Origin of the sequence: Bradyrhizobium sp. LA6.1, assembly GCF_040547805.1 — a bacterium.
GTDB lineage: Bacteria > Pseudomonadota > Alphaproteobacteria > Rhizobiales > Xanthobacteraceae > Bradyrhizobium > Bradyrhizobium barranii.
In genome coordinates this window covers 218,002-241,622 of sequence record NZ_JBEPQK010000014.1, presented here as the reverse complement: position 1 = coordinate 241,622, position 23,621 = coordinate 218,002, and the positions used below count along the sequence as shown (strand labels likewise).

21 protein-coding genes and 1 tRNA gene are annotated in these 23,621 nt (G+C 64.9%); 7 read left to right on the top strand and 15 right to left on the bottom strand.

The features are described from left to right. Window positions 1-46 precede the first annotated feature (46 nt). On the bottom strand, window positions 47-670 hold the full coding sequence (locus ABIB99_RS30180) for a helix-turn-helix domain-containing protein (protein WP_071908605.1): 624 nt from the start codon (window positions 668-670) through the stop codon (window positions 47-49). A 340-nt stretch (window positions 671-1,010) separates the two neighbouring features. On the opposite strand from ABIB99_RS30180, the gene ABIB99_RS30175 reads away from it, so the two are divergent. Both ABIB99_RS30175 and ABIB99_RS30170 read left to right on the top strand, forming a co-directional pair. Then, window positions 1,011-2,174, top strand: a complete 1,164-nt coding sequence (locus ABIB99_RS30175; protein ID WP_354178993.1) for a hypothetical protein — start codon at window positions 1,011-1,013, stop codon at window positions 2,172-2,174. Window positions 2,175-2,995: 821 nt separating this feature from the next. Continuing rightward, the gene (locus ABIB99_RS30170; protein ID WP_354178991.1) at window positions 2,996-4,210 is read left to right on the top strand and encodes an EAL domain-containing response regulator; all 1,215 of its coding nucleotides are present in this window, start codon (window positions 2,996-2,998) and stop codon (window positions 4,208-4,210) included. 682 nt (window positions 4,211-4,892) lie between these two features. Here the strand turns inward: ABIB99_RS30170 and ABIB99_RS30165 are convergent. Beyond that, on the bottom strand, window positions 4,893-5,753 hold the full coding sequence (locus ABIB99_RS30165; RefSeq protein ID WP_354132408.1) for a DMT family transporter: 861 nt from the start codon (window positions 5,751-5,753) through the stop codon (window positions 4,893-4,895). Between the two features lie 161 nt (window positions 5,754-5,914). Here ABIB99_RS30165 and ABIB99_RS30160 point away from each other — a divergent pair, with 161 nt between their 5' ends. Further along, complete coding sequence (locus tag ABIB99_RS30160) at window positions 5,915-7,273, top strand: aminotransferase-like domain-containing protein (RefSeq protein ID WP_354179022.1); 1,359 nt, start codon at window positions 5,915-5,917, stop codon at window positions 7,271-7,273. Window positions 7,274-7,280: 7 nt separating this feature from the next. Here the strand turns inward: ABIB99_RS30160 and ABIB99_RS30155 are convergent, their stop codons facing one another. After that, complete coding sequence (locus tag ABIB99_RS30155; protein ID WP_354178988.1) at window positions 7,281-7,895, bottom strand: GDYXXLXY domain-containing protein; 615 nt, start codon at window positions 7,893-7,895, stop codon at window positions 7,281-7,283. Next, complete coding sequence (locus tag ABIB99_RS30150; RefSeq protein WP_354178986.1) at window positions 7,892-9,163, bottom strand: DUF2157 domain-containing protein; 1,272 nt, start codon at window positions 9,161-9,163, stop codon at window positions 7,892-7,894. The genes ABIB99_RS30155 and ABIB99_RS30150 overlap by 4 nt, the downstream gene beginning before the upstream one ends. Before the next feature lie 183 nt (window positions 9,164-9,346). Here ABIB99_RS30150 and ABIB99_RS30145 point away from each other — a divergent pair, with 183 nt between their 5' ends. Together ABIB99_RS30145 and ABIB99_RS30140 are read left to right on the top strand one after the other, a co-directional pair. Then, complete coding sequence (locus ABIB99_RS30145) at window positions 9,347-9,544, top strand: hypothetical protein (protein ID WP_166346591.1); 198 nt, start codon at window positions 9,347-9,349, stop codon at window positions 9,542-9,544. A gap of 412 nt (window positions 9,545-9,956) precedes the next feature. Then, window positions 9,957-10,352: a VOC family protein gene (locus ABIB99_RS30140; protein ID WP_354178984.1), complete on the top strand. Its 396-nt coding sequence runs from the start codon at window positions 9,957-9,959 to the stop codon at window positions 10,350-10,352. An 83-nt stretch (window positions 10,353-10,435) separates the two neighbouring features. Here ABIB99_RS30140 and pip read toward each other — a convergent pair whose 3' ends face one another. The 3 genes from pip to ABIB99_RS30125 all read right to left on the bottom strand — a co-directional run bounded on the left by pip (window position 10,436) and on the right by ABIB99_RS30125 (window position 14,215). Continuing rightward, a complete protein-coding gene (gene pip / locus ABIB99_RS30135) occupies window positions 10,436-11,392 on the bottom strand; it encodes a prolyl aminopeptidase (RefSeq protein ID WP_354178982.1) in 957 nt (318 codons plus the stop codon). Window positions 11,393-11,514: 122 nt separating this feature from the next. After that, window positions 11,515-12,495 (bottom strand): Bug family tripartite tricarboxylate transporter substrate binding protein, encoded by a 981-nt coding sequence (locus ABIB99_RS30130; protein ID WP_354178980.1) that lies wholly within the window; start codon window positions 12,493-12,495, stop codon window positions 11,515-11,517. Between the two features lie 79 nt (window positions 12,496-12,574). Then, window positions 12,575-14,215 carry an FAD-dependent oxidoreductase gene (locus ABIB99_RS30125; protein WP_354178978.1) on the bottom strand — a complete coding sequence of 547 codons (1,641 nt, stop codon included), beginning with the start codon at window positions 14,213-14,215 and terminating at the stop codon, window positions 12,575-12,577. Between the two features lie 136 nt (window positions 14,216-14,351). On the opposite strand from ABIB99_RS30125, the gene ABIB99_RS30120 reads away from it, so the two are divergent. Then, window positions 14,352-15,224: a LysR family transcriptional regulator gene (locus ABIB99_RS30120; RefSeq protein ID WP_354178976.1), complete on the top strand. Its 873-nt coding sequence runs from the start codon at window positions 14,352-14,354 to the stop codon at window positions 15,222-15,224. Between the two features lie 25 nt (window positions 15,225-15,249). Here ABIB99_RS30120 and ABIB99_RS30115 read toward each other — a convergent pair whose 3' ends face one another. The 8 genes from ABIB99_RS30115 to ABIB99_RS30080 form a co-directional block, all read right to left on the bottom strand. Then, window positions 15,250-16,083, bottom strand: coding sequence for an ABC transporter permease (locus tag ABIB99_RS30115; RefSeq protein ID WP_224517656.1), 834 nt, complete (start codon window positions 16,081-16,083; stop codon window positions 15,250-15,252). Between the two features lie 38 nt (window positions 16,084-16,121). After that, entirely contained in the window at window positions 16,122-16,955 is an 834-nt protein-coding gene (locus tag ABIB99_RS30110; RefSeq protein WP_354178974.1) for an ABC transporter ATP-binding protein, read from the bottom strand. Further along, entirely contained in the window at window positions 16,952-18,001 is a 1,050-nt protein-coding gene (locus ABIB99_RS30105) for an ABC transporter substrate-binding protein (RefSeq protein ID WP_063980446.1), read from the bottom strand. The genes ABIB99_RS30110 and ABIB99_RS30105 overlap by 4 nt, the downstream gene beginning before the upstream one ends. Beyond that, window positions 18,001-19,140 (bottom strand): 3-isopropylmalate dehydrogenase, encoded by a 1,140-nt coding sequence (leuB, locus tag ABIB99_RS30100; protein WP_354178970.1) that lies wholly within the window; start codon window positions 19,138-19,140, stop codon window positions 18,001-18,003. Before leuB ends, ABIB99_RS30105 begins: the two co-directional genes overlap by 1 nt. Then, entirely contained in the window at window positions 19,137-19,784 is a 648-nt protein-coding gene (gene leuD, locus ABIB99_RS30095; RefSeq protein ID WP_354178968.1) for a 3-isopropylmalate dehydratase small subunit, read from the bottom strand. Before leuD ends, leuB begins: the two co-directional genes overlap by 4 nt. Then, on the bottom strand, window positions 19,785-21,218 hold the full coding sequence (gene leuC / locus ABIB99_RS30090) for a 3-isopropylmalate dehydratase large subunit (protein WP_477007336.1): 1,434 nt from the start codon (window positions 21,216-21,218) through the stop codon (window positions 19,785-19,787). 142 nt (window positions 21,219-21,360) lie between these two features. After that, entirely contained in the window at window positions 21,361-22,314 is a 954-nt protein-coding gene (locus ABIB99_RS30085) for a LysR family transcriptional regulator (RefSeq protein ID WP_354178965.1), read from the bottom strand. 164 nt (window positions 22,315-22,478) lie between these two features. Further along, window positions 22,479-22,568, bottom strand: a tRNA-Ser gene (locus ABIB99_RS30080). 136 nt (window positions 22,569-22,704) lie between these two features. On the opposite strand from ABIB99_RS30080, the gene ABIB99_RS30075 reads away from it, so the two are divergent. Beyond that, window positions 22,705-23,568, top strand: a complete 864-nt coding sequence (locus ABIB99_RS30075) for an alpha/beta fold hydrolase (protein WP_354178963.1) — start codon at window positions 22,705-22,707, stop codon at window positions 23,566-23,568. Window positions 23,569-23,621 lie beyond the last annotated feature (53 nt).

The window sequence follows — 23,621 nt, the reverse complement described above, 5'->3', positions numbered from 1 at the left end:
GCCATTCTCAGGCTTGATCGCCCGCCCGGCGGCGCAGGACAGAACCTCAATCGATCGAATGCAGCAGCGCCGCACGGACGAGGTCCGCGGTGTTGCGCGCGCCGAGCTTGCGCATCGCCTCGGCGCGATGGCTCTCGAACGTGCGCGGGCTGATCTGCATCCGCAGCGCGCCCTGCTTGTTCGAGTAGCCCTCGCTGATCAGCCTCAGCACCTCGCGTTCGCGCTTGGTCAGCCGCTTCTGGCCCGACAGGCCCAGCAACTCGGTGCTCGGCACGCGCTGCGCTTGCTGTGCGCGGGCGGCGTTCAATTCGGCGCCCTCGGTCCTGGACGGGATCGGCAGGGCATCCCTATGAGGACCGGCAAGCTGCTTGACCACGCCGCAAACGCGTTCGGTCTGCGCCAGCGCATTCTCCACCACGCGCTGCAAATAGGCTCGATCGGCCGTAACCGGCGCGAGCTGGTCGCTGTGGTGCTTGATCTCGCCCATGTAGAGCAGGAGCGCGGTCAGGGGGCCGTTGAGCTCGCGGGCGATGGCGCTGGCCATCTCGTCGGCGGCCTTGGCGCGGACCGCGTTCAGGCGGGCGAAATCGAGCTCTTCGGTCGGAGCAGAGCTGCTTTCGAACCATTCCGACGGCCGCGAATCGGTGGCCGTATCGTTCTGTGACCCCATGTGACTCGTTTAGCGGAACCGAGGCCGGTCTGTGGTTAACTTTTTGCTCCGTAAGACTACGGTAATTTTGGCAGTTTTGTGCTGAAATGCCGGCGCAGGCACAATTTATGCTTGAGTATCCACCCAATCGACCACGCGTAGGTTGAGGTTTTCGCCCAAAACTTGAGCAGGCGACGAAATGCCTCCTTAACCAACGCTCCCCAGCGGGCGCCCGCGCCACCCGGTTTTTACGGATAAATTAACAATGACTTGCTTCTCTTAGTCACGATTGAGAGCGCGCAAATGCCTCCACGCATGAGGCCGGTAGGCCTGCGGGAAACGCTGCGGAAGATTGCGTGCCATGAACGAGATCGATCGGCTGTCCGAGTTCTTGCAGAGGCTGACGCCGCTCTCGCGCAGCTGTCTGCTCAGCGAGCTCGAGCGGCTCGAACTGTGCGGCATCGACATGCCGGGCTCGTCCGACATCCAGGCGAAGTTGCGCGCCGAGTTCCGCAAGGACGGATCGACCCAGGCACGCGCCACCAGTCCCTCGCGCTATTTCTTCGCGCCGCTCGAACTGCTCCTGATCGACGGCGCACCCGAGCATGCCAATGCGGGGCGGATTTCACGCAACACGCTCACGCCCATCTGGGAGTGGATCTGCCGCGACCTGCTGCCGACCATGGCGCGCGACTACATCAAGGCGATCAACGACCAGGTCACCGCCAACAACCCGAAGGAAGTGCTGAAAACCGCGTCGATCTTCCAGACCAAGGTCCTCAAGGTCCTGGAGAACACCCTTGCATCGGCGGAGAGCACCGAGTTCGCACGCGCCAAGCTCACCCAATACACGGCCTCGCGCACCGCCTTCGACGACGTGAGGAAAATGCAGCAGCTGCTGCGCGCCGGCGACGCGCTGCCGAAGTTCAACGAAAAGCTGCCTGAGAAGATCGCGAAATTCGACGACGGCCAGGTTGCCCAGATCACCGCGCAACTCGATGCCTTCAGGAAGTCCCACCCGGACGCGCTGCCCTTTGCGCTGGCGCTGGTGGCGAGGCGGCTGAAGACGTCCTGGGAGCTGGTGCGCCTTGCCACCAGGATCGCCGCGAGCAAGAGCGTGGCCGACGTCGCCGCCACGCCCTATGCCTGCGTCGTTCCCATGGTGCTCGACCGGCTCGACGACAAGCGGCTCGCCCTGCGGGTCGCGCTCAAGCACAACCGCGTGCTGGTCGCGCGCGACCTGCTCGCCGGCATCTACGACACCGAATATGCGCTCAAGGTCCGCATCGACGGCATCGAGGGTTGCGAGTGGGGTATCAGGCTCCAGCAATTGATGGATGCGATCGCGGCGCTGGTGTCCGCCGAGGTGAGCCGTTTCCCCTCCAATGTCGGCCACATTCTCGGCTCGCGCCGGCTGCGCAGCCACGACACGCTCGGCGGCAAGCTGTCCTATCTGGCCTGGAAGGGACGCGACGCCGTGCAGGACGGCGCGGCGGCGTTTCGCAAATTGATTGGGCAGACCTGATATTGCGGCGCGGCTACTCCGCCCGCGGCAGGCACAGGAAGCGATCGGTAAATCGTCCTGACAGAACGAATCTGAACCACCAATACATCAATCGCCGCGTCGTCATTGCTGTAATCCTCGACAGCCCACCACCGGCTGCCCACAGCAATAGCGCAGGTGCAGCAAGACACATGTGATGTGCTTCACATTTGCGCCGCCGCAGCCGGCCACGTTGTCGCAGAACTGTCACGCGTAAACCATGGAACATGCGCGCATCGCGTGAAAATGAACTCTCCCACCGCTGCCATCGCGTCGATCCTGCGATGCACCGCAAGAGCGACGGGAAGGAGGTTGCGATGAGATCGAACCGGCGGACATCGACGATGGCGGCATTGCACGCGCGCGCCAGCGCCGCGCGAAACGCGAGCGGATCGTAGCGCGTTGAACGAGCTGACTGCGCAGCTCGACAAGCACGGATTCTACAAGGCGTTTCCCGTCCTGAGTCGCGGTCGCGAGCTGGTACTGCATGACCCGGCACGCCACGGCCACAGGCAATTGAGGCGTCCATTATTCAATTGGGCGAAGTGCGCGCGACCTCGTCCGATTACAGGACAGCGCGCGTGTCCGCAGCCAAGCCGCGTCTTGCAAAAATTGCGCGGGATTGCCGCACGCCCGCGCGCGACGCGCGGGCAGACGTAAAAACTTCTGGAAGAAGATCCAGACAATTTTAGACGTGATGCGGGCTTTAACGTTACCCAGATAATTCAACAATCGACTGAAGCTCTCCATATTTGAAACTGCTCCCATCGCTAACACCTGTCGCGGAACGGGAGTGGTTTGCGATGAACGATGAACTTGTTGAGCTCGCCGGACGGAGGCCCAAAACCTTCGGACGGCGAAAGGTAACGCCGCGCGCATGCGTCGCCGACGGCAAGCGCCATCTGCGCGCATTCCTCGCCGAGGTGCTGGAGGATCTTGGTTTCGTCACCAGCGAATGCGCCAGCGCGGACGAGCTGCAGACCGTGCTGACCCGCGAGTTGCCGGACCTGATCCTGCTCGGCATCGCCGCCGACGGCATCGAGCCCGGCACGTTTCTGGAGACGCTGGTGCGCGAGGCCTTCGACGGCAAGGTTCTCGCCGTCGGCGCCCGCGAGTCCATCATCGTCAGGGCCGTGCAGCAGGTCGGCGAGGAGTATGGCCTCGCGATGCTGCCGCCACTGACCACGCCGTTTGCCGCGGAGACGCTGCGCGAGCGCGTCGCGATGCTGCTGCCGGACGAGCCGGCGCCGAGCCCGGCCGTGTATGTCGGCGAGGCGCTTCACGCCGGCTGGCTCGAGCTCTGGTACCAGCCCAAGATCGACGCGCGCACCTTGGTCCGCAGCGGCGCCGAGGCGCTGGTGCGGATGCGGCATCCGACCTGGGGCGTGGTGCCGCCCGCCTACTTCATCCCCGAAGAGCACGACCCGCATCTGCGCGAGCTCTCGGAGTTCGTGATCGAGCGCGCCTTGCAGGACTGGCACTATCTCCTGGAGCAGCAGAGCCCGGTCGATCTCTCGATCAACCTGCCGACGTCATATCTGAAGGAGCCGCTGGCGGTGCGCGATCTCTGCCGCCGCATGCCGACGCATCCGGCCTTCGGTGGGCTGACGATCGAGATCGACAGCGAGGAGGCGATCCGCGATCTCGAATTCCTGGTCGAGGTCGCCCGCGAGGTGCGCCTGCACAATATCGGCCTGTCGATCGACAATCTCGGCGCCAACTGGCCGTCGCTGATGGATCTGGACAAGATTCCCTTCATCAAGCTGAAGGCCGACCGGCACTTCGTCACCGGCAGCGGCAGCGATCGGCTGAAGCGCACGGTGTGCCGTCACATCGTCGAGCTCGCGCACGCCTACGGTGTGCGCACCGTCGCTGAAGGCGTCGAGAGCCGCGCCGACCTCGTTGTCGCCAACGAGCTCGGCTTCGACCTCGTACAGGGTTTTCTGTTCGGCAAGCCGATGCCGCTGAAGAAGTTTGCCCGGAGCGCGTTGACGCGGACGGTGATGGGGCAGGCGTGAGGCACAGGCCTCACGCCAACCGCCGCGCGAAGAAGAAGACGCACACGACCACGAGCGCGGTCGCTGCGATCACCCCATGAAGGACAGAGCTTTCCTAGCGACAGACCCAGGCGCCATTGACCAGCACGCGGGCGCACGTTGGTGCCGCGACAGCGGCGCCTACGGCCGCTCCACCGACTACGGCGCGGCGCGTCGTTCGCCGCGCGACGCCGGCGACACTCACTGGGGTCGCTGGTCGCCCTACGCGGGCCTGTGCGCTCTGAACCGAGAATGAAAGACCATCCTCCTCCGACCACTGCACCGAGCCCATGGCTGCGCAGGCAATAACGGCGCCGGCTAGCCAAAATTTGGTTCCGTGTCGCATGACGTGCTCCTTCCCTTGCTTTCTGCGGATTTCTGTCAGTCGCGTGAGGATGCCGATCACCGTCCCATCAGCGAAACGAGCAGACCAGCCAGGCGGATGCTGTCACTGTGATCGCGAAACAGGGCACGCGATGCACCGGGGAGATAACTCTCCCATCCAGTGCGGCACTGCGTGCAAGAACAGACGTTGATCTAGATCAACGTTGGCAGTCGCATAACGACCGCGCCAAGGTGTGGTCGCGAGCCAATGACCAGATGGCAGCGCGTTCGATCAAGGTCATCAACTTCAGACCCTGGTCGGGAACTGCGATGCACCGCCTCAGGCATATCGCCGCGCGAAGAAGACGCAGACGACCACGAGTGCGGTCGCGGCGATCATGCTCCATGCGACCGGCTCGTGCAGCAGGAAGCCGGCGAGCGCGAGACCGAAGAACGGCTGGAGCTGCTGCAACTGACCGACCCGGGCAATGCCGCCGACCGCAAGGCCCCGGTACCAGAAGATGAAGCCGACGAACATGCTGAAAACGGAGACGTAGGCGAGCCCGATCCAGGCGGGCACACCGACGCCGCTCCACGTCGACGGCCATGTCACGATCGCGACCGGCACCATCAGCGGCAGCGCGAGCAGCAGCGCCCAGGAGATCACCTGCCAGCCGCCGAGGCGGCGCGACAGCGCGGCGCCTTCGGCATAGCCGAGCCCGCACAGCACGATGGCCGCGACCATCAGGAGATCGCCGGTGAGCGAGGCCGAGCCGTCGTTCGACAGGGCAAAGCCCGCGACCGTGGCGCTGCCCAGGACAGCGAACAGCCAGAACAGCGGCTGCGGCCGCTCGCCGCCGCGCAGCACCGCGAAGATCGCCGTCGACAGCGGCAAGAGCCCGATGAAGACGATCGAATGCGCGGAGGTGATGTGCTGGAGCGCGAGCGCCGTGAGCAGGGGGAAGCCGACCACGACGCCGATGGAGACGATGGTGAGCGAGACGAGATCCTTCCGCTGCGGCCGCGCCTGGCGGAGCAGGCCGAGCACGGCCACACCGATCAGTGCCGCGATGACCGCGCGGGCGGACGTCAGGAACAGCGCGGAGAAACCACCGACCGCCACGCGCGTCGCCGGCAAGGAGCCGCTGAAGATGATGACGCCGAGAAGCCCGTTGCCCCAGCCACTGCCTGCAGATTGCATGTCCGTCTCGCTTTTTGGGTCACGATCATCGGCCGTCGCCGGTGGCGAGACCAGCGACAATCCAGTACAATCCGGCAAAACTGTATGGATATGGAAGGTAATACACCTTGGGCGGCGAGGCACAAACGAAGGGACGGGGCGGGACGCGGACCAGCGACGTGATGGGCGCGAACCGCGCCAAGGTCGCGGCCCGCGCACTCAGTGCCGGCGACCGCCTGCCGTCGATCCGCAGCCTTGCCGCGACAATGGGTGTTTCGCCGTCCACCGTCGTCGAAGCCTATGATCGGCTGGCCGCCGACGGCCTGATCCGCGCCCGTCGCGGCTCGGGCTTCTATGTCTCATCGGCCGTCACCCCGCCGCTGGCGCTGACCGAAGTCGAGCCCCGCCGCGACCGGGAAGTTGATCCGTTCTGGGTTTCCCGACAATCGCTCGACACGGACGATGCCGTACCAAAACCCGGCTGCGGCTGGCTGCCGCCGGAGTGGATGCCGGAGGCGGCCTTGCGCCGCGCCACCCGTGCGCTTGCCCGCACCGACGCGAGCGTGCTGACCAATTACGGCAGCACCAGCGGCTCCCCTGCCCTGCGCCGGCTACTGCTCGCGCGCCTCGCCGAAGACGCGATCGAGGCCTCGATCAACCAGTTGATGCTGACCGGTTCGGGCACGCAGGCAACCGACCTGATCTGCCGCTTCCTGCTCCGTCCCGGCGACACCGTGCTGGTCGACGATCCCTGCTACTTCAATTTTCGCGCGCTGCTGCGGGCGCATCAGGCGAAGATCGTCAGCGTGCCCTACACGCCGTCGGGCCCCGATGTCGCGCGCTTCGAGCAGATCCTCGCGGCTGAGCGGCCGCGGCTCTACATCACCAATTCAGCGCTGCACAATCCGACCGGCGCGACGATCTCGCTTCAGACCGCGCACCGGCTTCTGACTGCGGCCACGACGCACGACCTCACCATCATCGAGGACGACATCTTCGGCGACTTCGAACCGGAGCGCTCGCCGCGCCTTGCCGCGCTCGACGGATTGAACCGCGTGATCCGCATCGGCAGCTTCTCCAAGACGCTGTCGGCCTCGGTGCGCTGCGGCTACATCGCAGGGCGAGCCGACTGGATCGAGCACCTCGTCGACCTCCAGGTCGCGACCAGTTTCGGCGGCCCGAGCCCGGTGGCGACCGAAATCATCGCAAAGGTCCTGGCCGGCGGCAGCTATCGCAAGCATATGGACGAGCTCAGGCAGAAGCTCACGCGCACGCGCCGCGACGTCGCGCGAAAACTTCAGGCGCTGGGCATCGAGCCCTGGCTGATGCCGCGCGGCGGCTTCTTCCTCTGGTGCCGCCTCGCGGGCGGGCAGGATGCCACCGCCGTCGCGCGCGCCGCGCTCGAGGAGGATGTGGTGCTCGCGCCGGGCAACGTCTTCAGCGTGTCGCAAACGGCCTCGGACTTCCTGCGCTTCAACGTGGCGCATATGAGCGATCCGCGGATGTGGGACGTGCTGCGGCGGGCGCTGAAGGCCAAATGATCTACGCCTAGTACAACGGCTCCTCATAGACCGGCTCGCCGTCAAGCAGCAGCCGCTTGATGGCGGCGCGGCCTGAGGGGAGTACGGCGGCGACAACCCGGAGTTTCTGCTGGTTGCGGGCCTGCTCGAGCTTCTTGCCCTCGCCCTCGGGCACGAAATAGCTTTCGAGACCGTATTTGATCGCCAGTTTCTCGCAGTAGACGCGCGGGCCCGAGCCGCAGGTTCCGCCGTAATACGAGACGCGGCCGCGGATCAGCACTTCGGGAGCCGTGACCGTGACGGGCTCGGCATGCACCGAGACGGCCTCGTAGAGACCATTGGCATTCGGCGCGAGCTTGACGAACACGACGGGCTTGCGCTCGGCCGCCGGCTGGCCGGCGAGCGTGCCCGCCGGCAGTTGCGAGATGTCGTAGCGGAGCACGACATAGTCGCCGCGCAGCAGATCGCGGGGATCGACCGGCTGCGTCTGCAACGTCACCTCACGGCCTTCGCGCAGGATCTGCATGCGATCGGCGACCATCAGCACCAGCAGCACGCATTGAAGCAGGACGGCGACACCGAACAGCACGGCTTTCGGGATGCGTTGCCAGAGTTTTGTCACGGACGCGGTCAACTCCATCATCGCTGGGCCCTCGGCAGCGCACGATTGAGCGCGGTGGCAAATACGACGGCAATCACACCGGCCGCGGCAAGGAAGGCCGAGCGGCGCAGCAGCGAGCCCTTCACCGCCCAGGTGATGCCCGCGATGACGCCGGCGATCCCGAGCCAGCCGGCGACGATTCGCGGACGCACATCATCGAGCACACCGGAGACGACGAGGCACAGCATGGCGCAGAGCAGCGCGGCATAGGCGAACCAGGGCTCGCCGGCCGTGGATGCCGGCCAGATCGGCGCCGCGAGCAGGACTAGCCCGATCGAACATGCCGCAAGGATTTCACCTGCACGCCTGGTGATGCCGGCGGACACAAGCGCGAGGATCACGCCCGCGGCCCCGCACAGGATCGCCCAAAGCGGCTGAGCCGGCACCGAGCTGTTCCGGAAGCGGATGATGTCGTCGACCGTTGTCACCTCCAGGCAAGCGACGGCGGCCAGCGAAAACGCTCCGTAGATCGACAGGACGATTCCGAGGCGCAGCGCCCTCGGCGACGGCACAGCGGCGATCGCGAGCCCGGCGCCGAACAGCAGGGCGGCGCCGTTCGCGAGCACGAACGACGGCTGGGCACCGTCGAGCTCAAAGCGGAGCGACGTCGCGATCCACCACGGAAGCAGCGCGACCGCGACGAGATGGGCCGCCACACGGGAATTCCATGCAAGCGCGAGCGTGGCGGCGATCAGCCAGACCGCCACGAACGGAAGATGCAGGACATCGGGCGCATCATAGTTGCGCATGCAGGTCCAGATGCAGGCCGCGACGAGGGCGACCGCAAGCGCGCCGCGCGATCCGGTCAGCAGGGCGGCGGCAAATGCTCCGATCGACCACAGCAGCATGCCGCCGGCGAAGTCCTCGCCGAGATGATACATCTGGCCGACCAGCGCGATGCCCGCGCCGAAGATGATCGCCCCGATGCTCGCGCAGAGATCGGCGAGAACCGTGCGGCCCGTCGCGGCGAACCACGCTCCGAGGCCGCCGGCGACGACCATGCCGGCGATCAGGATCGCGAACCGCAGCAGCCGCGGGATCTCCGTCCAGTGCGCCGCGACGAAGGCGAGGAAGGCGGCTGCGATCAAGAGGCCACCGACGATGGCAACGACGACGGCGATGTTGATGCCGGGCGAGAGCGGCGGCAGCGCGCTGCGGATGGAGGTGGCCGCCGCCGGCGCGATCACGCCGTCGGCTTCCCATTGCGCAAGATCAGCCTCGAGGCGCTGCCGGTAGGTTTTGTCGAACATCGTCCTGAAACACCTCGCTCCCTGCCGGTTGGCGGGATGCTGTTGGTCGGGCCGTGACGGTAGCAGGTTCAACCTGTCACCGCTCTGGTTGCGGGGGCACCGGGCGCGTGCCCCCCCACGACAGCGGCTTCGCGTTCACGGTCGAACCGAGTAAGTAACCGGCCGTCATGATGATGACCCACCATGCAGAAACTGACGAACTCGAGGCAGGACGAGATCGACCGCACTCAGTTCGGCTTCATGGGTCAAGCCGTCCAGGATCACGAGCTGTACTTTGGTCGACAGCAACGCAGTCCCGATGGTCTGCGCGTTCCCGAGCGCGGGAACTTCCATTTCGCGGGCCACGCCCAGCGTCGCCGCCTCGATATCCAGCGTGCGTAGAATATGACATCCGGCGATTCATTGGTCAGATCGTTCAAGCGTAGCCGCGCGCGAATTTTGATTTCACGCAGCAACTTATCGCACGTGCTTGGGAATTCGAGCGTCGCAGCACCCGACGAGAATACGGTGTTCATGACAACCCCAGCGAGGCGTCCGACACTCCCGCTATTGCCGAACAAAGGGCTCGTCATCGTTAGCCTTCCCGGATGCCGATCGAAGGATCGTATCGCCGGAAGAAAACGGACAACCTCTCGAAGGGTGAGAGCCTCTTGTGCGGGAAGGCGCCCCTTCGGCACCTGCGCGAGGTTATAAGGTCGTCTTCAAAAGGACGCAAGCTGGTCGGGACGGCGGGCCGTGACGACTTTGAACCCTCCGTCCCCACGTATCGGCGGTCTAACGCAAAGGGATTCGCATGCCTCCAACTCACGCACTGACGTCCATCCTTCCCTGCAACGACCTCGACGCCTCGGAGAAATTCTACGCCCGGCTCGGTTTTGCGCGCGCGGACGGCGACAAGCCGGAGGACGGAGAGGACAGCTATCGCATCCTCTCCGATGGAAAGGGTGGCCATCTCCATCTCACCGATGCCGTCGAAGGCTGGCTGATCAGAGGCCGCAACCCGTTCGGTCTCTATCTCTACACCGAGGCCGTCGACGAACTCGCGCGAGAGTTTTCGGGCGAGTTGGCCAACGGACGGGGGCCGGAGGACACGCCGTGGGGAATGTACGAGTTTGCGCTGTCGGACCCGGACGAGACCCTGGTCAGGATCGGCTGGCCGTCACGGCTCCGTCAGAAAAAGCAAGCTTGAGCGGCGGAGAGGAAGGGCCCGCCACCAACGGATGATTCCCCTCTTCTGCGCCCGGATTTATTCCGACTTCGTCGTTGCCCTCTTCATCGTGCTGTCGCGAAGCGATCGGTGGCGCGCACCAGTTGATCGAGGATACCTGGCTCCGACCAAGCATGACCTGCACCCTCGACCAGATGGAATGCGGCATCAGGCCACGCCCTATGCAGCGCGTACGCATATCGGGCTGGACAGGGCATGTCGTAGCGGCCGTGAACAATGGCTCCCGGGATACCGCGGAGGCGGTGAGCGTTGCGCAGAAGTTGCCCATCCTCCAGCCAGCAATCGTGAACGAAATAGTGGTTCTCCAATCGCGCAAACGCGAGCGCAAATTGGTCGTCGCCAAACGATGTCGAGAATGCTGGATTAGGCAGCAGCGTGATCGTTTCGCCCTCCCAAATAGCCCAAGCCTTGGCTGCCTCGAGCTGGATGGCTCGATCGTCGCCCGTCAGCCGGCTGCGATACGCCGCAATCATGTCGCCTCGCTCGCTCAGGGGTATCGGTGCCTGGAACTTTTCCCACTTCTCCGGAAAGATCTCTGAAACGCCGAACTGATAGTACCATTGCAGCTCCGCCTTGGTGACGGTGTAGACGCCACGGAGAACAATCTCGCTGACGCGGTCGGGATGCGTTTCTGCATAAGCTAACGCGAGAGTCGATCCCCACGAGCCACCGAACACGAGCCATTTGTCGACGCCTGCAAGTTCACGCAAGCGCTCGATATCCGATACCAAATGCCAAGTCGTATTCGCTTCGAGCCCCGCATACGGAGTTGATTGCCCACATCCTCGCTGATCGAAGAGCATGACATCATATCGATTGGGATCAAACAGACGCCTATGTTCAGGGGACAAACCTCCGCCCGGTCCGCCGTGCAGGAAGACCGCTGGCTTCGCGCCCGGCGTCCCCACCCGTTCGTAATAAACCCGGTGACCTTCTCCAACGTCGAGGGTGCCAGCGCTATAGGGCTCGATGGGTGGGTACATAGACCTCAACTGACTCATACGGCCTCCGTTTGGCACCACAAGGTTCGATCAGCACGCCGCGATCATGGTGGTTTCGGTTATAGGAGCAAAGCGGACGAAGCCACCAGTCACATGTCGCACCGGGTTTATAGGTACACGGCCTAGTTCGCCTTGATGCCTGCCTCGCTGATGAGCTTGCCCCATTTCGTGCTCTCGCTCTGAATGAAGCGGCCGAACTGCTCCGGCGAGGTCGGGGCGGGCTCTGCGCCGAGGGTCCGGATCTTCTCGGCCACCACAGGGTCTTTCAGCGCCTTTGTGAAAGCCTCGTTCAGCCTGCTGATGACGTCCGCAGGCGTGCCTGAAGGAGCAACGAGCCCGAACCAGCCCACGGATTCGAAACCCGCGATGCCACTCTCGGCAAGGGTCGGCACATCGGGCAAGGATGGGAGGCGGCGCGTTGAGGACACGCCGACGGCGTTGAGCTTGCCTTCGAGGATCAATTGCCTCGATGCAGGGATATCCAGCACCGCGAAGGGGACATGTCCCGCAAGGACGTCAACCGCCGCCGGCGCCGTCCCGCGATACGGAACGAGCTCCATGCTGATCCCCGCCTTCTGCGTGAACAGCGCGGCCGTCAGATGCATCGCGGTCGAATTGCCGCCATGCCCGATCGACAGCGCGCCCGGCTTCGCTTTGGCGAGCGCGATCGTCTCTGCGGCATTGTGCGCGGGCACGTCCGCGGACGCGACCAGCACAAAGGGAATTTCCGCCAGCAGGGTGATCGGCGCGAGATCCTTTGGGTCGAACGGCATCGACGAATTAAGGTGCGGGTTCACCGTCAGCGCGCCCGCCGGCGCGACGCCGAGCGTGTAGCCGTCGGGCTTGGCCTGGGCCACCGCGGCCATGCCGATATTGCCCCCTGCCCCGGCGCGGTTCTCGATCACCAGGCTCTGCTTGAGCTCGGCGGTGACCAGCGGCTCGAGCGCACGGATGACGGTGTCGGCGCTGCCGCCGGGCGGGAAGGTCACGATGATCTTGATCAATTGCTCCGGATAGGCCGCGCGGCCGGCTTCCAGCGGCAGCACGGCGAAAGTCGCGGCCGTCAACACGGCCAGAATGCGGCGCCTTGCAACGTGAAACAATTTCTCCTCCCCCATTTACGTTTTCTTGTTTGTAGGTCGACCAGGCTGCCGTGCCGTTGGCAGGCAGCCTGCCATTCGATCACGCCGCAGCGCCAGTGATGCGCGCCAGCAGGCCTTGCGGATCTTCGGGCGCGGCCTGCCCGCGCCAGGCGATGTGCTGGTCGGGCCGCGCCAGCACCAGCTTCTCGGCATAGGCCCCGTTCGCCTCATCCGACGCGATGTCGACCAGCGCAAGCGGCATGCCGCGCTGTTCTGCGGCAGAGAGCAGCCGCGCCACATCGATCGCCGGGTCAAGTCGCAGCAACGTATAGCCCCCTCCGAAGGCGTCGTAGAGCGATCGTCCGTCGCGGAGAAACACATGCGGCGCGCGGGCGCCCGGCACGGTGGAGGGCGTAAAGCTTCCCATCGCGTAGGCCGGCGGGGTTTCGCCGTCATAGGCGATGATCGGCGAGGCATCGTAATAGTAGCCGAAGTTGAGGCCTGCGCAGCAATATTGCTGCACGTTGAGATCGTAGGCCGCTCTCGCAAGCGAAGCGCGCGCCGCGTGGCCGCGCGGCGTGTCATCCTCGATCTCCGCGGACACGCCGCCGCGCTGCGCCATCATCTTCATCGCGTGATCCATGGCAAAGCGCGACACCTGGTCGGTGATGGGCTGCCGCTCCGCCTCATAGGCATCGAGGATCGCAGCCGGCGCCCATCCGTTCAGATGCGCCGCCAATTGCCAGCAGAGATCGACGGCATCAGCGATGCCCGCATTCATGCCGTAGCCCGCGTAGGGCATCCACAGATGCGCGGCGTCGCCGCAGATGAAGACCCTGCGGTCGCGGAAGCGATCGGCCACCAGCCGGCGCCCGACCCAGTCCTCCTTGCTGAGGATTTTGTACTCGAACCGCTCGTCGACGCCGAGAATGGCACGGATCGACCAGTCGCGGTCGACCGAGTCGAACTCAGGCTCGTCGGGCCTCAGATGATTATGGATCAGCCAGCGGTCGTGGCCGTCGATCGCAACCGTCGTGCCGGAGCGTCGCGGGTTGAGCGAGAGCACCATCCAGGCCGGCTTGTGCGCGCCCATCAACTCCTTCAGTTGCGGCGCCTCGATGAAGGTCGATTGCACCCGCTGGATCACCGGCGTGCCGGACAGGCTGGCGCCGATCGATTTGCGGACGAGGGAGCGACTGCCGTCGCACCCGATCACGAAGTCGGCTTCGATGCGGAGCGCGTTTCCACTGTCGAGGTCGCGACCCAGCGCGACCACACGATCGTCGTCCTGCTCGATATCGATGATTTCCGTGCGCGCCAAAATGGTGATGCGCGGCTGAGCGGCGGCGTGGCTGAACAGGATCGGTTCGAGATAGACCTGGTTGATCCGGTGCGGCGGCTCGGGCGTCGGCCACCAGGTGTCGGGGCCGCCGGTGGCGCTGTAGCGGCGCGCGCGCGAGGGAATGTCGATACGGCAGAGCTCGATGCCGGTCGCCGTGGTCCGGTAGGAGCAATCGTTCGGGAAGTCCGCGGGCAGGCCTGCGTCGCGGAGCTTTGCGGCGACGCCGAGCCTGCGAAAGATTTCCATCGAGCGCGCCGAGACGTGATTGCATTTGACGCTGGGCGGATCGCCGGCGTGGCGGATCTCCGCAACGACGACGTCGATCCCGCGCGAGGCCAGATCCATGGCCGCGGTCAATCCCACGGGCCCGGCGCCCACGACCAGCACCTGTGTCCTCATGCTCGTTCCATCCCCTTGCACCACCGCGGATTCGTTGCCCGCGCAGCATGCATTTTATTGCAAGGCCTCTTATGCGATAAGTCGGAAAGAACTCATCAATTCATGAGAATTTGCTATGAATGTCACCTTGTGACAATTGCGGGCCTTCACTGGCGTGTATCGCACGCGCAGCATCACGCGGGCCGCGCGCGAGCTGGGCATCACGCAATCGGCGGCGAGCCTCCTGATCCAGCAGCTCGAAGTGCAGCTCGGCGTAAAGCTGTTCGATCGCTCCACGCGTTCGGTGCAGCCGACGCTGGCCGCCGACGAGGCCTTTCACGCCGCCGAACGTATGCTGAGCGATGCGCTGGGCCTGTCACGGCGCATGCATGACCTCGCGCAGGCGCGCGCGGGCCGCGTCGCGTTCGTCGCGTCGGCGGGCGCCGCTTCGGCACTGCTGCCGCAGGTTCTCGCGAAATTCCGCGCAGGCCATCCCGAGATCGACATCGACATGCGCGACGTCGCCGCCGACGACCTCGTTCCGCGCCTGATCGCAACCGATGCCGAGTTCGCGATCGGTAGCGTCGAGGGTGAGTTCGCGGAGATGACGATCGAGACGCTGACCCGCGGCCGGCTAAGCGCGATCGGCCGTCGCACCGCCGACTTCGCCGCGCGGCCCGCGCTGACGTGGGATGAGCTGGCGCAGCTTCCGACCATCGCGATGCGGCGCGAGACGCGAATCCGCATGCAGATCGACCAGGCCCTCGGCGCGCAGGGCAAGCACCTTTCTCCAACCTATGAGGTCACGCTGATCAACACCGCGCTCGCCATGACAGCCCAAGGCCTCGGCCTCGCCATCCTCCCCGCGACGATGCTGCCCGCCGACCAATTCCCGACGCTGATCGCAAGACCCCTGATACGCCCGGCGATCACCCGCCCGGTGTCGCTGCTGCAGCGTCAGGGGCGAACGTTGTCGCCGGCAGCGCAGGCGTTTGTGACGACGGCTCGGACGGTGCTGGCGGGGCCGTAATCAACGCCGCAGGCCGCGGCTCGGGCTACTCCGCGAGATTATGCTGCTGCCAGCGCAACAGATAGGCCTGCAATCGCCAGATCAACGCGGACAGCGCGACGCCGACCAGCATCAGCACGACGACGGCGACCATCATTCCCGATGCCTCCGCGCGCGCCTCGGATTCGATGATCAGGCGGCCGATCCCCCGCTCCGCACCGATGAACTCGCCGACGATCACGCCGATCAGGGCGAAGGAGATCGCAGGCGTCAGCGAGGCGAAGACCCAGGCCATGGTCGAGGGGATGACCACCGTGCGGGTGATCTGCCACTCGCTGGCGCCGAGCAGCCGCGCCGCGTTGACAAAACCCTCGTCGATCGAGCGCGCCCCTTCGAACGTATTGAAGAACACCAGGAAGACGACCACGATCCACGACGTGACGATCTTCGAGGTATCGCCGATGCCGAAGGCCAGCACGATGATCGGCGCCAGCGCGATGCGGGGGATCGAATTCACCGCCGTGATGAACGGCTGGAAGATCGCGCTGAGCCGATCCGAGCGGCCGAGCACGAGGCCCGCGGCAAAGCCGCTGCTGACGCCGGTGACGAAACCGAAAAACGTGTTCTTCAGGGTGACGGCGGTCGCGATCCAGAGATTGTTCTCGGATCGCGCCATGCAGCGGGCGAATTCACCATTGAACCAGCCGTTGAACACGCCGAGCTTGGACTTGAGGCAGCTCAGGATCAGGAAGTGCTCGAAGATGTCGGACGGCTTGGACACGAAATAGGGGTCGAGCAGATCCGGCACCAGCCAGGGAAGACGGCCGTGCAGATCGTACCCCCACTGCCAGATCGACAGGAAGCCGACGCAGATCAACATCTGCCATGCGAACGTTCTTCCGGGGCGGCGCGCTCGCCTCATGGTTTGCGGCCCTTGATGAACTCCTCGCCGAGCGAGTGCCAGATCAGCTGAAACAGCTCGGCATAGCGCGGCGTCTCCCGGATCTTCACGGCATTGCGTGGGCGGGCGAAATCCACCTCGAAGCTCTCCTTGATCCGGCCCGGCCGCGCGGAAAACAGAATGATGCGGTCCGCCAGCGTCAGGGCCTCGCCGAGATCATGGGTCACGAACAGCACGGTCTGCTGCTCGCGTTCCCAGATGCGAAGCAGCACATCGTGCATGTCGATCTTGGTGTGGGTGTCGAGCGCACCGAACGGCTCGTCCATCAGCAGAACCTGCGGCTCGACGACCAGCGTTCGCATCAAGGCGGCGCGCTGGCGCATGCCGCCCGACAATGCCGAGGGATAGGCATTGTCGAAATCCTGCAGCCCGGCTTGCGCCAGGCATGCACGGACACGATCCTTTCGCTCCGCCGCCGGGACACCCGCCAGTTCGAGGCCGTAACCGATGTTGTCGGCGACGGTGCGCCAGGGAAACAGGGTGTCGCGCTGGAACACATAGCCGACATTGGGCGTCGCCTGTCCGGGGACGACGGGCGTACCATCAATCAGGATCTGACCGCTGGTCGGCTTGACCAGGGTTGCGATCATGTTGAGGACGGTGCTCTTGCCCGAGCCGGATGGCCCCAGCAGGGCGACGAATTCGCCGCGCCGGACATTGAAGGAGACGTCGCGCACCGCCTCGATGGCGGCACCCGCCAGCTGGAAGGTCTTGCACAAACCGCGCACGTCGATGCGCCGCGTCTCAGGCGGCGTATCGACGTGTGGTGCGTGTAAAGCCTGGATCGTCAAGCCGGATAGGCCTTGCGTGCCGCTTCGATGAAGCTGGTGTTGACGACGTCGGCCATCGCGAGCGGCTTGATGCCGGTCATTTCACGGAACCAAACCTTCTGACCGCGCGCGAAGCTGGCGGCATCGATGATGCCTTCGTAATCGGTGACCTTCTTCATGACGCCGCTGTCGAAAATATTCGCATCGCGCGACGTGCTTCCGACGTAAGGCTCGATCATATCATAGATCTCTTCGGGAGAGTGCCCCTTGATCCACAGGGTGGCGCGCCACAGCGCCGTGACGAACGCCTGCATCTTCTGCGGGTCCTTGTCGATAGTCGCCTGCAGCGTGAAATGAGACGTCACCGGGACCTTGCCGCCGATGTACTTGGCCCAGACCGCCTCGTCCGTTCCATCGAACAACAACGCCCCCCAGCCCTGCTCGACCGAATCCTTCAGGATCGATGGCGAATTGATGAGAACATCGACCTGTTTCGTCTTCAACGTGCCCATCATGGTGTCGACATTGCCGGTGCCGATCCAGGTCACCTTGTCGTCCAGTCCCATGGTTTCCATGTAATAGGACGCCCAGACGTGGTTGGTGCCGCCCAGCGACGACACCGAAACGATCGGCTTTCGTCCGTCAGGCCGCTTCCACTTCGCCAGCGCCTCCAGAGTGGTGATGCCCTGGTCGAACAGATCCTTGCGGATAATGAAGATCGCGGCGTTGCTGCGGGTATCGACCGGCATCAGGACCCGCGCGCTGCGGCCGTGATTGCTGAGCTGCATCGGGTGGGTGATGTCGCCGATACCGATATCGCCCTGGGACGACGCGATGATCTCGCGCGTCTTCACCCCGCTGCCGCCCTGGATCAGCTTGCAGTCGAGGCCGGCCTCCTTGAAGAAACCGGCCCGGTCGGCGACGAATTGAGACTGATAGACCGGAATGGCCACCGGATAGATCACGCGGCCCGACGGGGTATCCGCCCATGCCCGCCCTGCCGCCATGGACGCACCGGCGCCGGCGACGATCGTCAACGCGGCCCGTCTGGTGACCCGAGTTCTCATCACGCGTGCTCCCTCTCCTTGCCGACGACCTTGTCGAGCGCGTTCAGAACCGCATCGCCCATCTCCTGGGTCGAAAGTCTTTTTGCGCCGGGTTCGGCGATATCGGCCGTTCTTGCGCCGGCAGCCAGCGCCGTATCCACGGCCTTCTCCAGCAACGTGGCATCATCGGGCCGATTGAGGGTGATGCGCAACATCATCGCGACGCTGAGGATCGAGCCGAGCGGATTGGCGATGCCCTTGCCCGCAATGTCAGGCGCGCTGCCGTGGACCGGTTCATAGAGCGCCTTGCGGCGGCCCAGCCGGTCCGGCGGCCCGAGCGAGACCGACGGCAGCATGCCCAGCGAACCCGAGGCCATCGCGGCGCAATCGGAGAGGATGTCGCCGAAGATGTTGCAGGTCACCATGACGTCGAACTGCGACGGCGCCCGCACGATCTGCATGGCGGCGTTGTCGACATAGAGGTGCGTCAGCTCCACATCGGAGAATTCCGCTTGATGCAGCGCGGTGACCTCCTCGCGCCACAGCACGCTGGTTTCCAGCACATTGGCCTTGTCGACGGAGCAGACCCGGCCCTTGCGGGTCCGTGCCAGTTCGAACGCGGTTCGCGCCACCCGGCGAATCTGGCTGGTGGTGTATTGCTGGGTATTGAAACCGCGGCGCTGGCCATCGGGTAGCGTTTCGATGCCGCGCGGCTCGCCGAAATAGATGCCGCTGGTGAGCTCGCGGATGATGATGAAGTCGACATCCTTCAGCACCGCGGCCTTGAGCGGCGCGGAATCCGCCAGCGCCGGGTTGGCGACGATGGGCCGGAGATTGGCATAGAGGTCGTATTTGCTGCGCAGCGATAGCAGGCTCCCCGCCTTGCGCGCTGCCGGAGGGACCTCAGTGGTTTCGGGGCCGCCCGTCGCGCCCCAGAGTATCGCGTCGGCCTCCTCCATCGCCTCGACGGTGTCATCGGGCAACACCTTGCCCGTCGCCAGATACGGGATGAGTCCGTATTGCGCTTCGCGCAGAGCCACGGGAATGGCGCGCCTCGCCGAAAACCATTTGAGAATGCGGTGGGACTGGTCGGTCACTTCAGGACCAATGCCTTCACCGCCGACCACGGCGACCTTGATCATGTTCGAGAGCGTGTTCATGCCAATTGTCCTGCCTGATGTCCTGCAAAGTGAATCCACGGCCGCGCGTCGCGGTCGGATGCCTGGAATGCGCGGATCTCGTGGTCGCGCCGCAACGTCAGCGAAATCTCATCTAAGCCTTCGAGCAGACCCGCGCGCCGGCGCGGATCGATCTCGAAGACGTGCCGCACGCCCGATGGCGAGGTGACGGTCTGCTCCTGCAGGTCGACACTGACGCGCCCCGCGCCCTGGCTCGCTTCGATCTCCGCGGCGAGGCCATCGATGACGGCCTTGTCCAGCACGACAGGCAGGATGCCGTTCTGGAAGCAGTTGGCGAAGAAGATGTCGCCGAAGCCGGATCCGATGATGGCGCGGATGCCCATTTCCTGCAGCGACCACACCGCCGCCTCCCGCGACGAGCCGCAGCCGAAATTCGGACCCGTGACCAGGATCTCCGCCGCGCGATAAGGCTCGCGATTCAGGATGAACTCCGGATTGTCCGAGCCATCGGGCAAATAGCGGAGCGATCCGAACGCCCATTTGCCGAGAGTGCCGCGGACGGAATTTCCGATCATGCGGTTGATGCTGATGATGACGTCCGTATCGACATTGGTGCGCATGATCGGCGCGGCCGTCGCGGTCAGTTTGGTGAAGGCTTGCGGCATCTAGCGCTCCATCGTTCGGACGTCGGCGATGGCGCCGGACACCGCCGCCGCCACGGCCATGGCCGGACTTGCCAGATGAGTGCGGGCACGCGGCCCTTGCCGGCCAATGAAATTCCGGTTCGATGTCGACACCGAACGCTGGCCGGGCGGCACGGTTTCACCGTTTGCGGCAAGGCACATCGAGCATCCGGGCTCGCGCCATTCAAAGCCCGCGTCGATGAAGATCTTGTCGAGCCCCTCGGCCATCGCATCGCGCCTGATGGTCTCCGACCCCGGCACGACCCAGGCGCGCACGCCCGGCGCAACCTTGCGGCCGCGCGCGACTTCGGCCGCGGCGCGCAGATCGCTGAGGCGGCTGTTGGTGCAGGAGCCAATAAAGACCCAATCCACCGGCGTGCCGGCGATCGGCGCACCGGGCTTCAGGCCCATATAGTCGAGCGCGATCTCGATCGCGCCGCGGCGCGCGGGATCGGCAATGTCCGCGGGATCCGGAATGCGGCCATCGACACCGAGGACGTGTTCGGGACTGGTGCCCCAGGTGATCTGGGGGATGATGGTTCCGACGTCGATCGACACCTCGCGATCGAACATTGCGTCGCTGTCGCTCCGCAGCGTCCGCCACGCCGCGACGGCCTGCTCCCACATCTCGCCTTGCGGCGCATAGGGACGGCCGCGGATATAATCGAACGTCGTCTCATCCGGCGCGATCAGACCCATCTTGGCGCCGAGCTCGACCGACAGATTGCAGATGGTGAGCCGCCCTTCGATCGGCATGTCCCTGATCGCACTGCCGGCATATTCGACGGCATAGCCGGTGCCGCCGGCGGCGCCGACATGGCCGATCAAAGCGAGGATGAGGTCCTTCGCCGTCACGCCGAACGGCAACCGGCCGTCGAACGTCACCCGCATGGTTTTCGGCCGGCGCTGGATGATGGTCTGGGTCGCCAGCACATGCGTGAGCTCGCTGGAGCCGATGCCGAAGGCGAGCGCGCCGAGCCCGCCATGGGTGCAGGTATGGCTGTCGCCGCAGACGATCAGGCAGCCGGGCAGACTGAGGCCGAGCTCCGGCCCAATGACATGGACGATGCCCTGCCCCGGCTGGTCGAGGTCGAACAGCCGGATGCCGCTGGCGGATGTCTCGGTCCGCAGCGCCGCCAGCAGCTCCCACCCGGTCTTGATCGTGCCCGCACGCCCGGACGCCGTCGAAATCGCATGATCCGGCGTCGCGAAGGTCAGTTCGGGATTGTGGACCGGAATGTTGCGGCTTTTGAGGTTGATCAGGCCGGCGGAGCCGCCGAGGTCATGCAACAAGTGGCGATCCACATGAAGCAGATCGGTATCATCGCTGATCCGGGCGATGACATGCTGGTCCCAGATTTTGGCCAGCAGCGTGCGGCCACGCGTGTCCACGATCCGTCCTCCCCTGTTCGGCATCTGATGTGCCGTGTTGCCGCCGATCATGCCGACCGGCAGCGACCTTGGAAAGCAGGATAGAAGTCCGTCGCGGAAATGTGCAGTGACGGTTGGGCAACCCGCCATCGCGGCCGGCGATGGCGGGCCTCTCGCACGAGAGAGGCTAGCTTCGGCCGCGCACGACCGTCAGCCGGTCGGAGACGCCGCTCGCGGTGAGACGCGCATCGTCATGGGTCCGCAAATGCTCCACCAGCAGCTTCGTCACCGAGGGCAACGACTTGTAATCGCGCACGCCGATGACCAGGTCGCGGCGCGCCCAGGACTCATCGAGCGGGACGGTGACGAGACTGTCGACGCCGTAGCGGTCGCGAACGATCTCCAGCGGCACGACACCAACCCCCATCCTGGCATCGACGACGCGAAACAGCGCATCGAAGCTGCTGACGCGGATGCGCACCTTGAGGTGCTGCCCGAGCGCCGCGGCGGCCCGGACACACAGCGTCTCGATCGAACTGCCCTTCTCCAGGCTGACGAAGTCGAAATCAACCAGCTCGCGGAAGCGAACGCTGTTACGGCCCGCCAGCGGGTGGTCGCGCGTGACCAGCGCGACCAGGCTGTCGCTGCGATAGGACAGCAGCTCCAGATCCTGCCCGTCGATGTTGCCGCCGAAAATGCCGATGTCGGCCCGGTTCTCCACCACCGCGCGCACGATCGCGGGGCTGAGATCCTCCTCGATGTCGATGTGGACCAGCGGATGCCGCTCCAGGAACAGGCTGAGCTCATCCGCCAGGGCTTCGAGGATCGCGGACTTGTTGGCACAGATCCGGATCAGCCCGCGCTTGCCCTGCCGGTATCCCGTCAGCTCGCTCTCGAGCTTGCTCAAATTTCCCAGGATGATGCGCGCGTGCTCGAGCAGGGCGAAGCCGGCAGGTGTCGGCTCGATCCCTTTCGAATGACGATGCAGCAGCTCGACCTGAAACAGGTCCTCGATATCCGAGATGCGGCGGCTGACCGCGGACGCCGCGATGTTCTTCTTCTCCGCCGCCTTCGCGATACTCTGCTCCTCGACGATCGCCACGAACAATTGCAGCGTCAGCAGATCGATTTTAGCCGTCATCCGTCAGATCCTCGACCGGGCCCTCGCGAGGGGGCCATTGTGGAGAAGCTCGGCGGCCGGTCGCAAGTGCGGTGTCAGATTATGGTCCCCCGGGGACGACACCAGAGGCTGCCGCGACGCAGAGAGGCTGTCTTTGACGGGGCTTTCTCAAAGCCGTTTTGATATGGCGGAGAGGGAGGGATTCGAACCCCCGATAGGCTTGCACCTATGCCGCATTTCGAGTGCGGTGCATTCAACCACTCTGCCACCTCTCCTGAAGGCGCCAAGTAAGGAGCAGGGCCCCTGTGGTTGGGGGCGTTAATAGGCGAGGATGGCGGGCCAGACAAGGCGCGAAAGGGGAAAATCCGCTGCCTCTTTCGCCCCCCGCCCCAGCCCTCGGGAGGAACTGCCGTGGAGCATCTCACGATCAAGGCCAATGGTGCCGATTTCCACCTGGTCCGCGCGGGACGGGGCAAACCGCTGCTTTTGTTGCATGGTTGGCCGGAATTCTGGCTGACCTGGGAGCCGGTGATATCAAGGCTTTCGGACCGTTTCATGCTGATCGCGCCCGATCTGCGCGGCTTCGGCGACAGCGACAAGCCTATTGGGCCTTTTGGGCCGGACGGCCATGCGGACGACATGCTGGCGCTGATGGAGGGGCTCGGCATCGACCGATTCGCCGTGGTCGGCCACGATGTCGGCGGCGCCGTGATGCAGCCTTTGGCCCGGCAGGCGGGCGAGCGGCTCGCGGGGCTGTTCTTCTTCGACTTCGTCTATCCCGGCATCGGGCCGCGCATGGCGGCGCCTGATCGACTCAACCACATCTGGTATCAATCCTTCCACCAGATGGAGATGGCGCCCGCGCTCGTCGGCGCGAGCCGCGAGAGCTGCCGGCTCTATATCGGTCACTTCCTCAAGGGCTGGGCGCATCGGAAGAACGCCTTCGACGATGTTCTCGACGCCTTCGCCGACAATTTCTTCAGAGAAGGCAACCTCGCCGGCGGCTTTGCGCATTATCGCGCCTCGCATGCCGGGCGGGTCGCGATGATGAAGGGCGAAGCCCTATCGCTTCCGCCGATCAACGCGCCGACCTGCGTGCGCTGGGCCGAGCACGATCCGCTGTTTCCCTATGCCTGGACCGATCGTCTGGGCGAGACGTTTGGCGATCTCGATCTCGCGATGTTTCCGGGCGTCGGACACTTCCCGCATCGGGAAGATCCGGATCGCGCGGCCGCGGAGATCGCGGCGTTCTTTCAGCGGATTGGCTGGAGCTGAAGACAGGGGTGGGACCGCCAGACGCGGTAAACACTGGCGGTCCCGTGCCGCTC

Bases quoted from the DNA above. Each gene is read 5' to 3' on its own strand.
- ABIB99_RS30180 (WP_071908605.1), bottom strand. From the start codon at position 670: ATGGGGTCACAGAACGATACGGCCACCGATTCGCGGCCGTCGGAATGG.
- ABIB99_RS30175 (WP_354178993.1), top strand. From the start codon at position 1,011: ATGAACGAGATCGATCGGCTGTCCGAGTTCTTGCAGAGGCTGACGCCG.
- ABIB99_RS30170 (WP_354178991.1), top strand. From the start codon at position 2,996: ATGAACGATGAACTTGTTGAGCTCGCCGGACGGAGGCCCAAAACCTTC.
- ABIB99_RS30165 (WP_354132408.1), bottom strand. From the start codon at position 5,753: ATGCAATCTGCAGGCAGTGGCTGGGGCAACGGGCTTCTCGGCGTCATC.
- ABIB99_RS30160 (WP_354179022.1), top strand. From the start codon at position 5,915: ATGGGCGCGAACCGCGCCAAGGTCGCGGCCCGCGCACTCAGTGCCGGC.
- ABIB99_RS30155 (WP_354178988.1), bottom strand. From the start codon at position 7,895: ATGATGGAGTTGACCGCGTCCGTGACAAAACTCTGGCAACGCATCCCG.
- ABIB99_RS30150 (WP_354178986.1), bottom strand. From the start codon at position 9,163: ATGTTCGACAAAACCTACCGGCAGCGCCTCGAGGCTGATCTTGCGCAA.
- ABIB99_RS30145 (WP_166346591.1), top strand. From the start codon at position 9,347: ATGCAGAAACTGACGAACTCGAGGCAGGACGAGATCGACCGCACTCAG.
- ABIB99_RS30140 (WP_354178984.1), top strand. From the start codon at position 9,957: ATGCCTCCAACTCACGCACTGACGTCCATCCTTCCCTGCAACGACCTC.
- pip (WP_354178982.1), bottom strand. From the start codon at position 11,392: ATGAGTCAGTTGAGGTCTATGTACCCACCCATCGAGCCCTATAGCGCT.
- ABIB99_RS30125 (WP_354178978.1), bottom strand. From the start codon at position 14,215: ATGAGGACACAGGTGCTGGTCGTGGGCGCCGGGCCCGTGGGATTGACC.
- ABIB99_RS30115 (WP_224517656.1), bottom strand. From the start codon at position 16,083: ATGTTGATCTGCGTCGGCTTCCTGTCGATCTGGCAGTGGGGGTACGAT.
- ABIB99_RS30105 (WP_063980446.1), bottom strand. From the start codon at position 18,001: ATGAGAACTCGGGTCACCAGACGGGCCGCGTTGACGATCGTCGCCGGC.
- leuB (WP_354178970.1), bottom strand. From the start codon at position 19,140: ATGAACACGCTCTCGAACATGATCAAGGTCGCCGTGGTCGGCGGTGAA.
- leuD (WP_354178968.1), bottom strand. From the start codon at position 19,784: ATGCCGCAAGCCTTCACCAAACTGACCGCGACGGCCGCGCCGATCATG.
- leuC (WP_477007336.1), bottom strand. From the start codon at position 21,218: ATGCCGAACAGGGGAGGACGGATCGTGGACACGCGTGGCCGCACGCTG.
- ABIB99_RS30085 (WP_354178965.1), bottom strand. From the start codon at position 22,314: ATGACGGCTAAAATCGATCTGCTGACGCTGCAATTGTTCGTGGCGATC.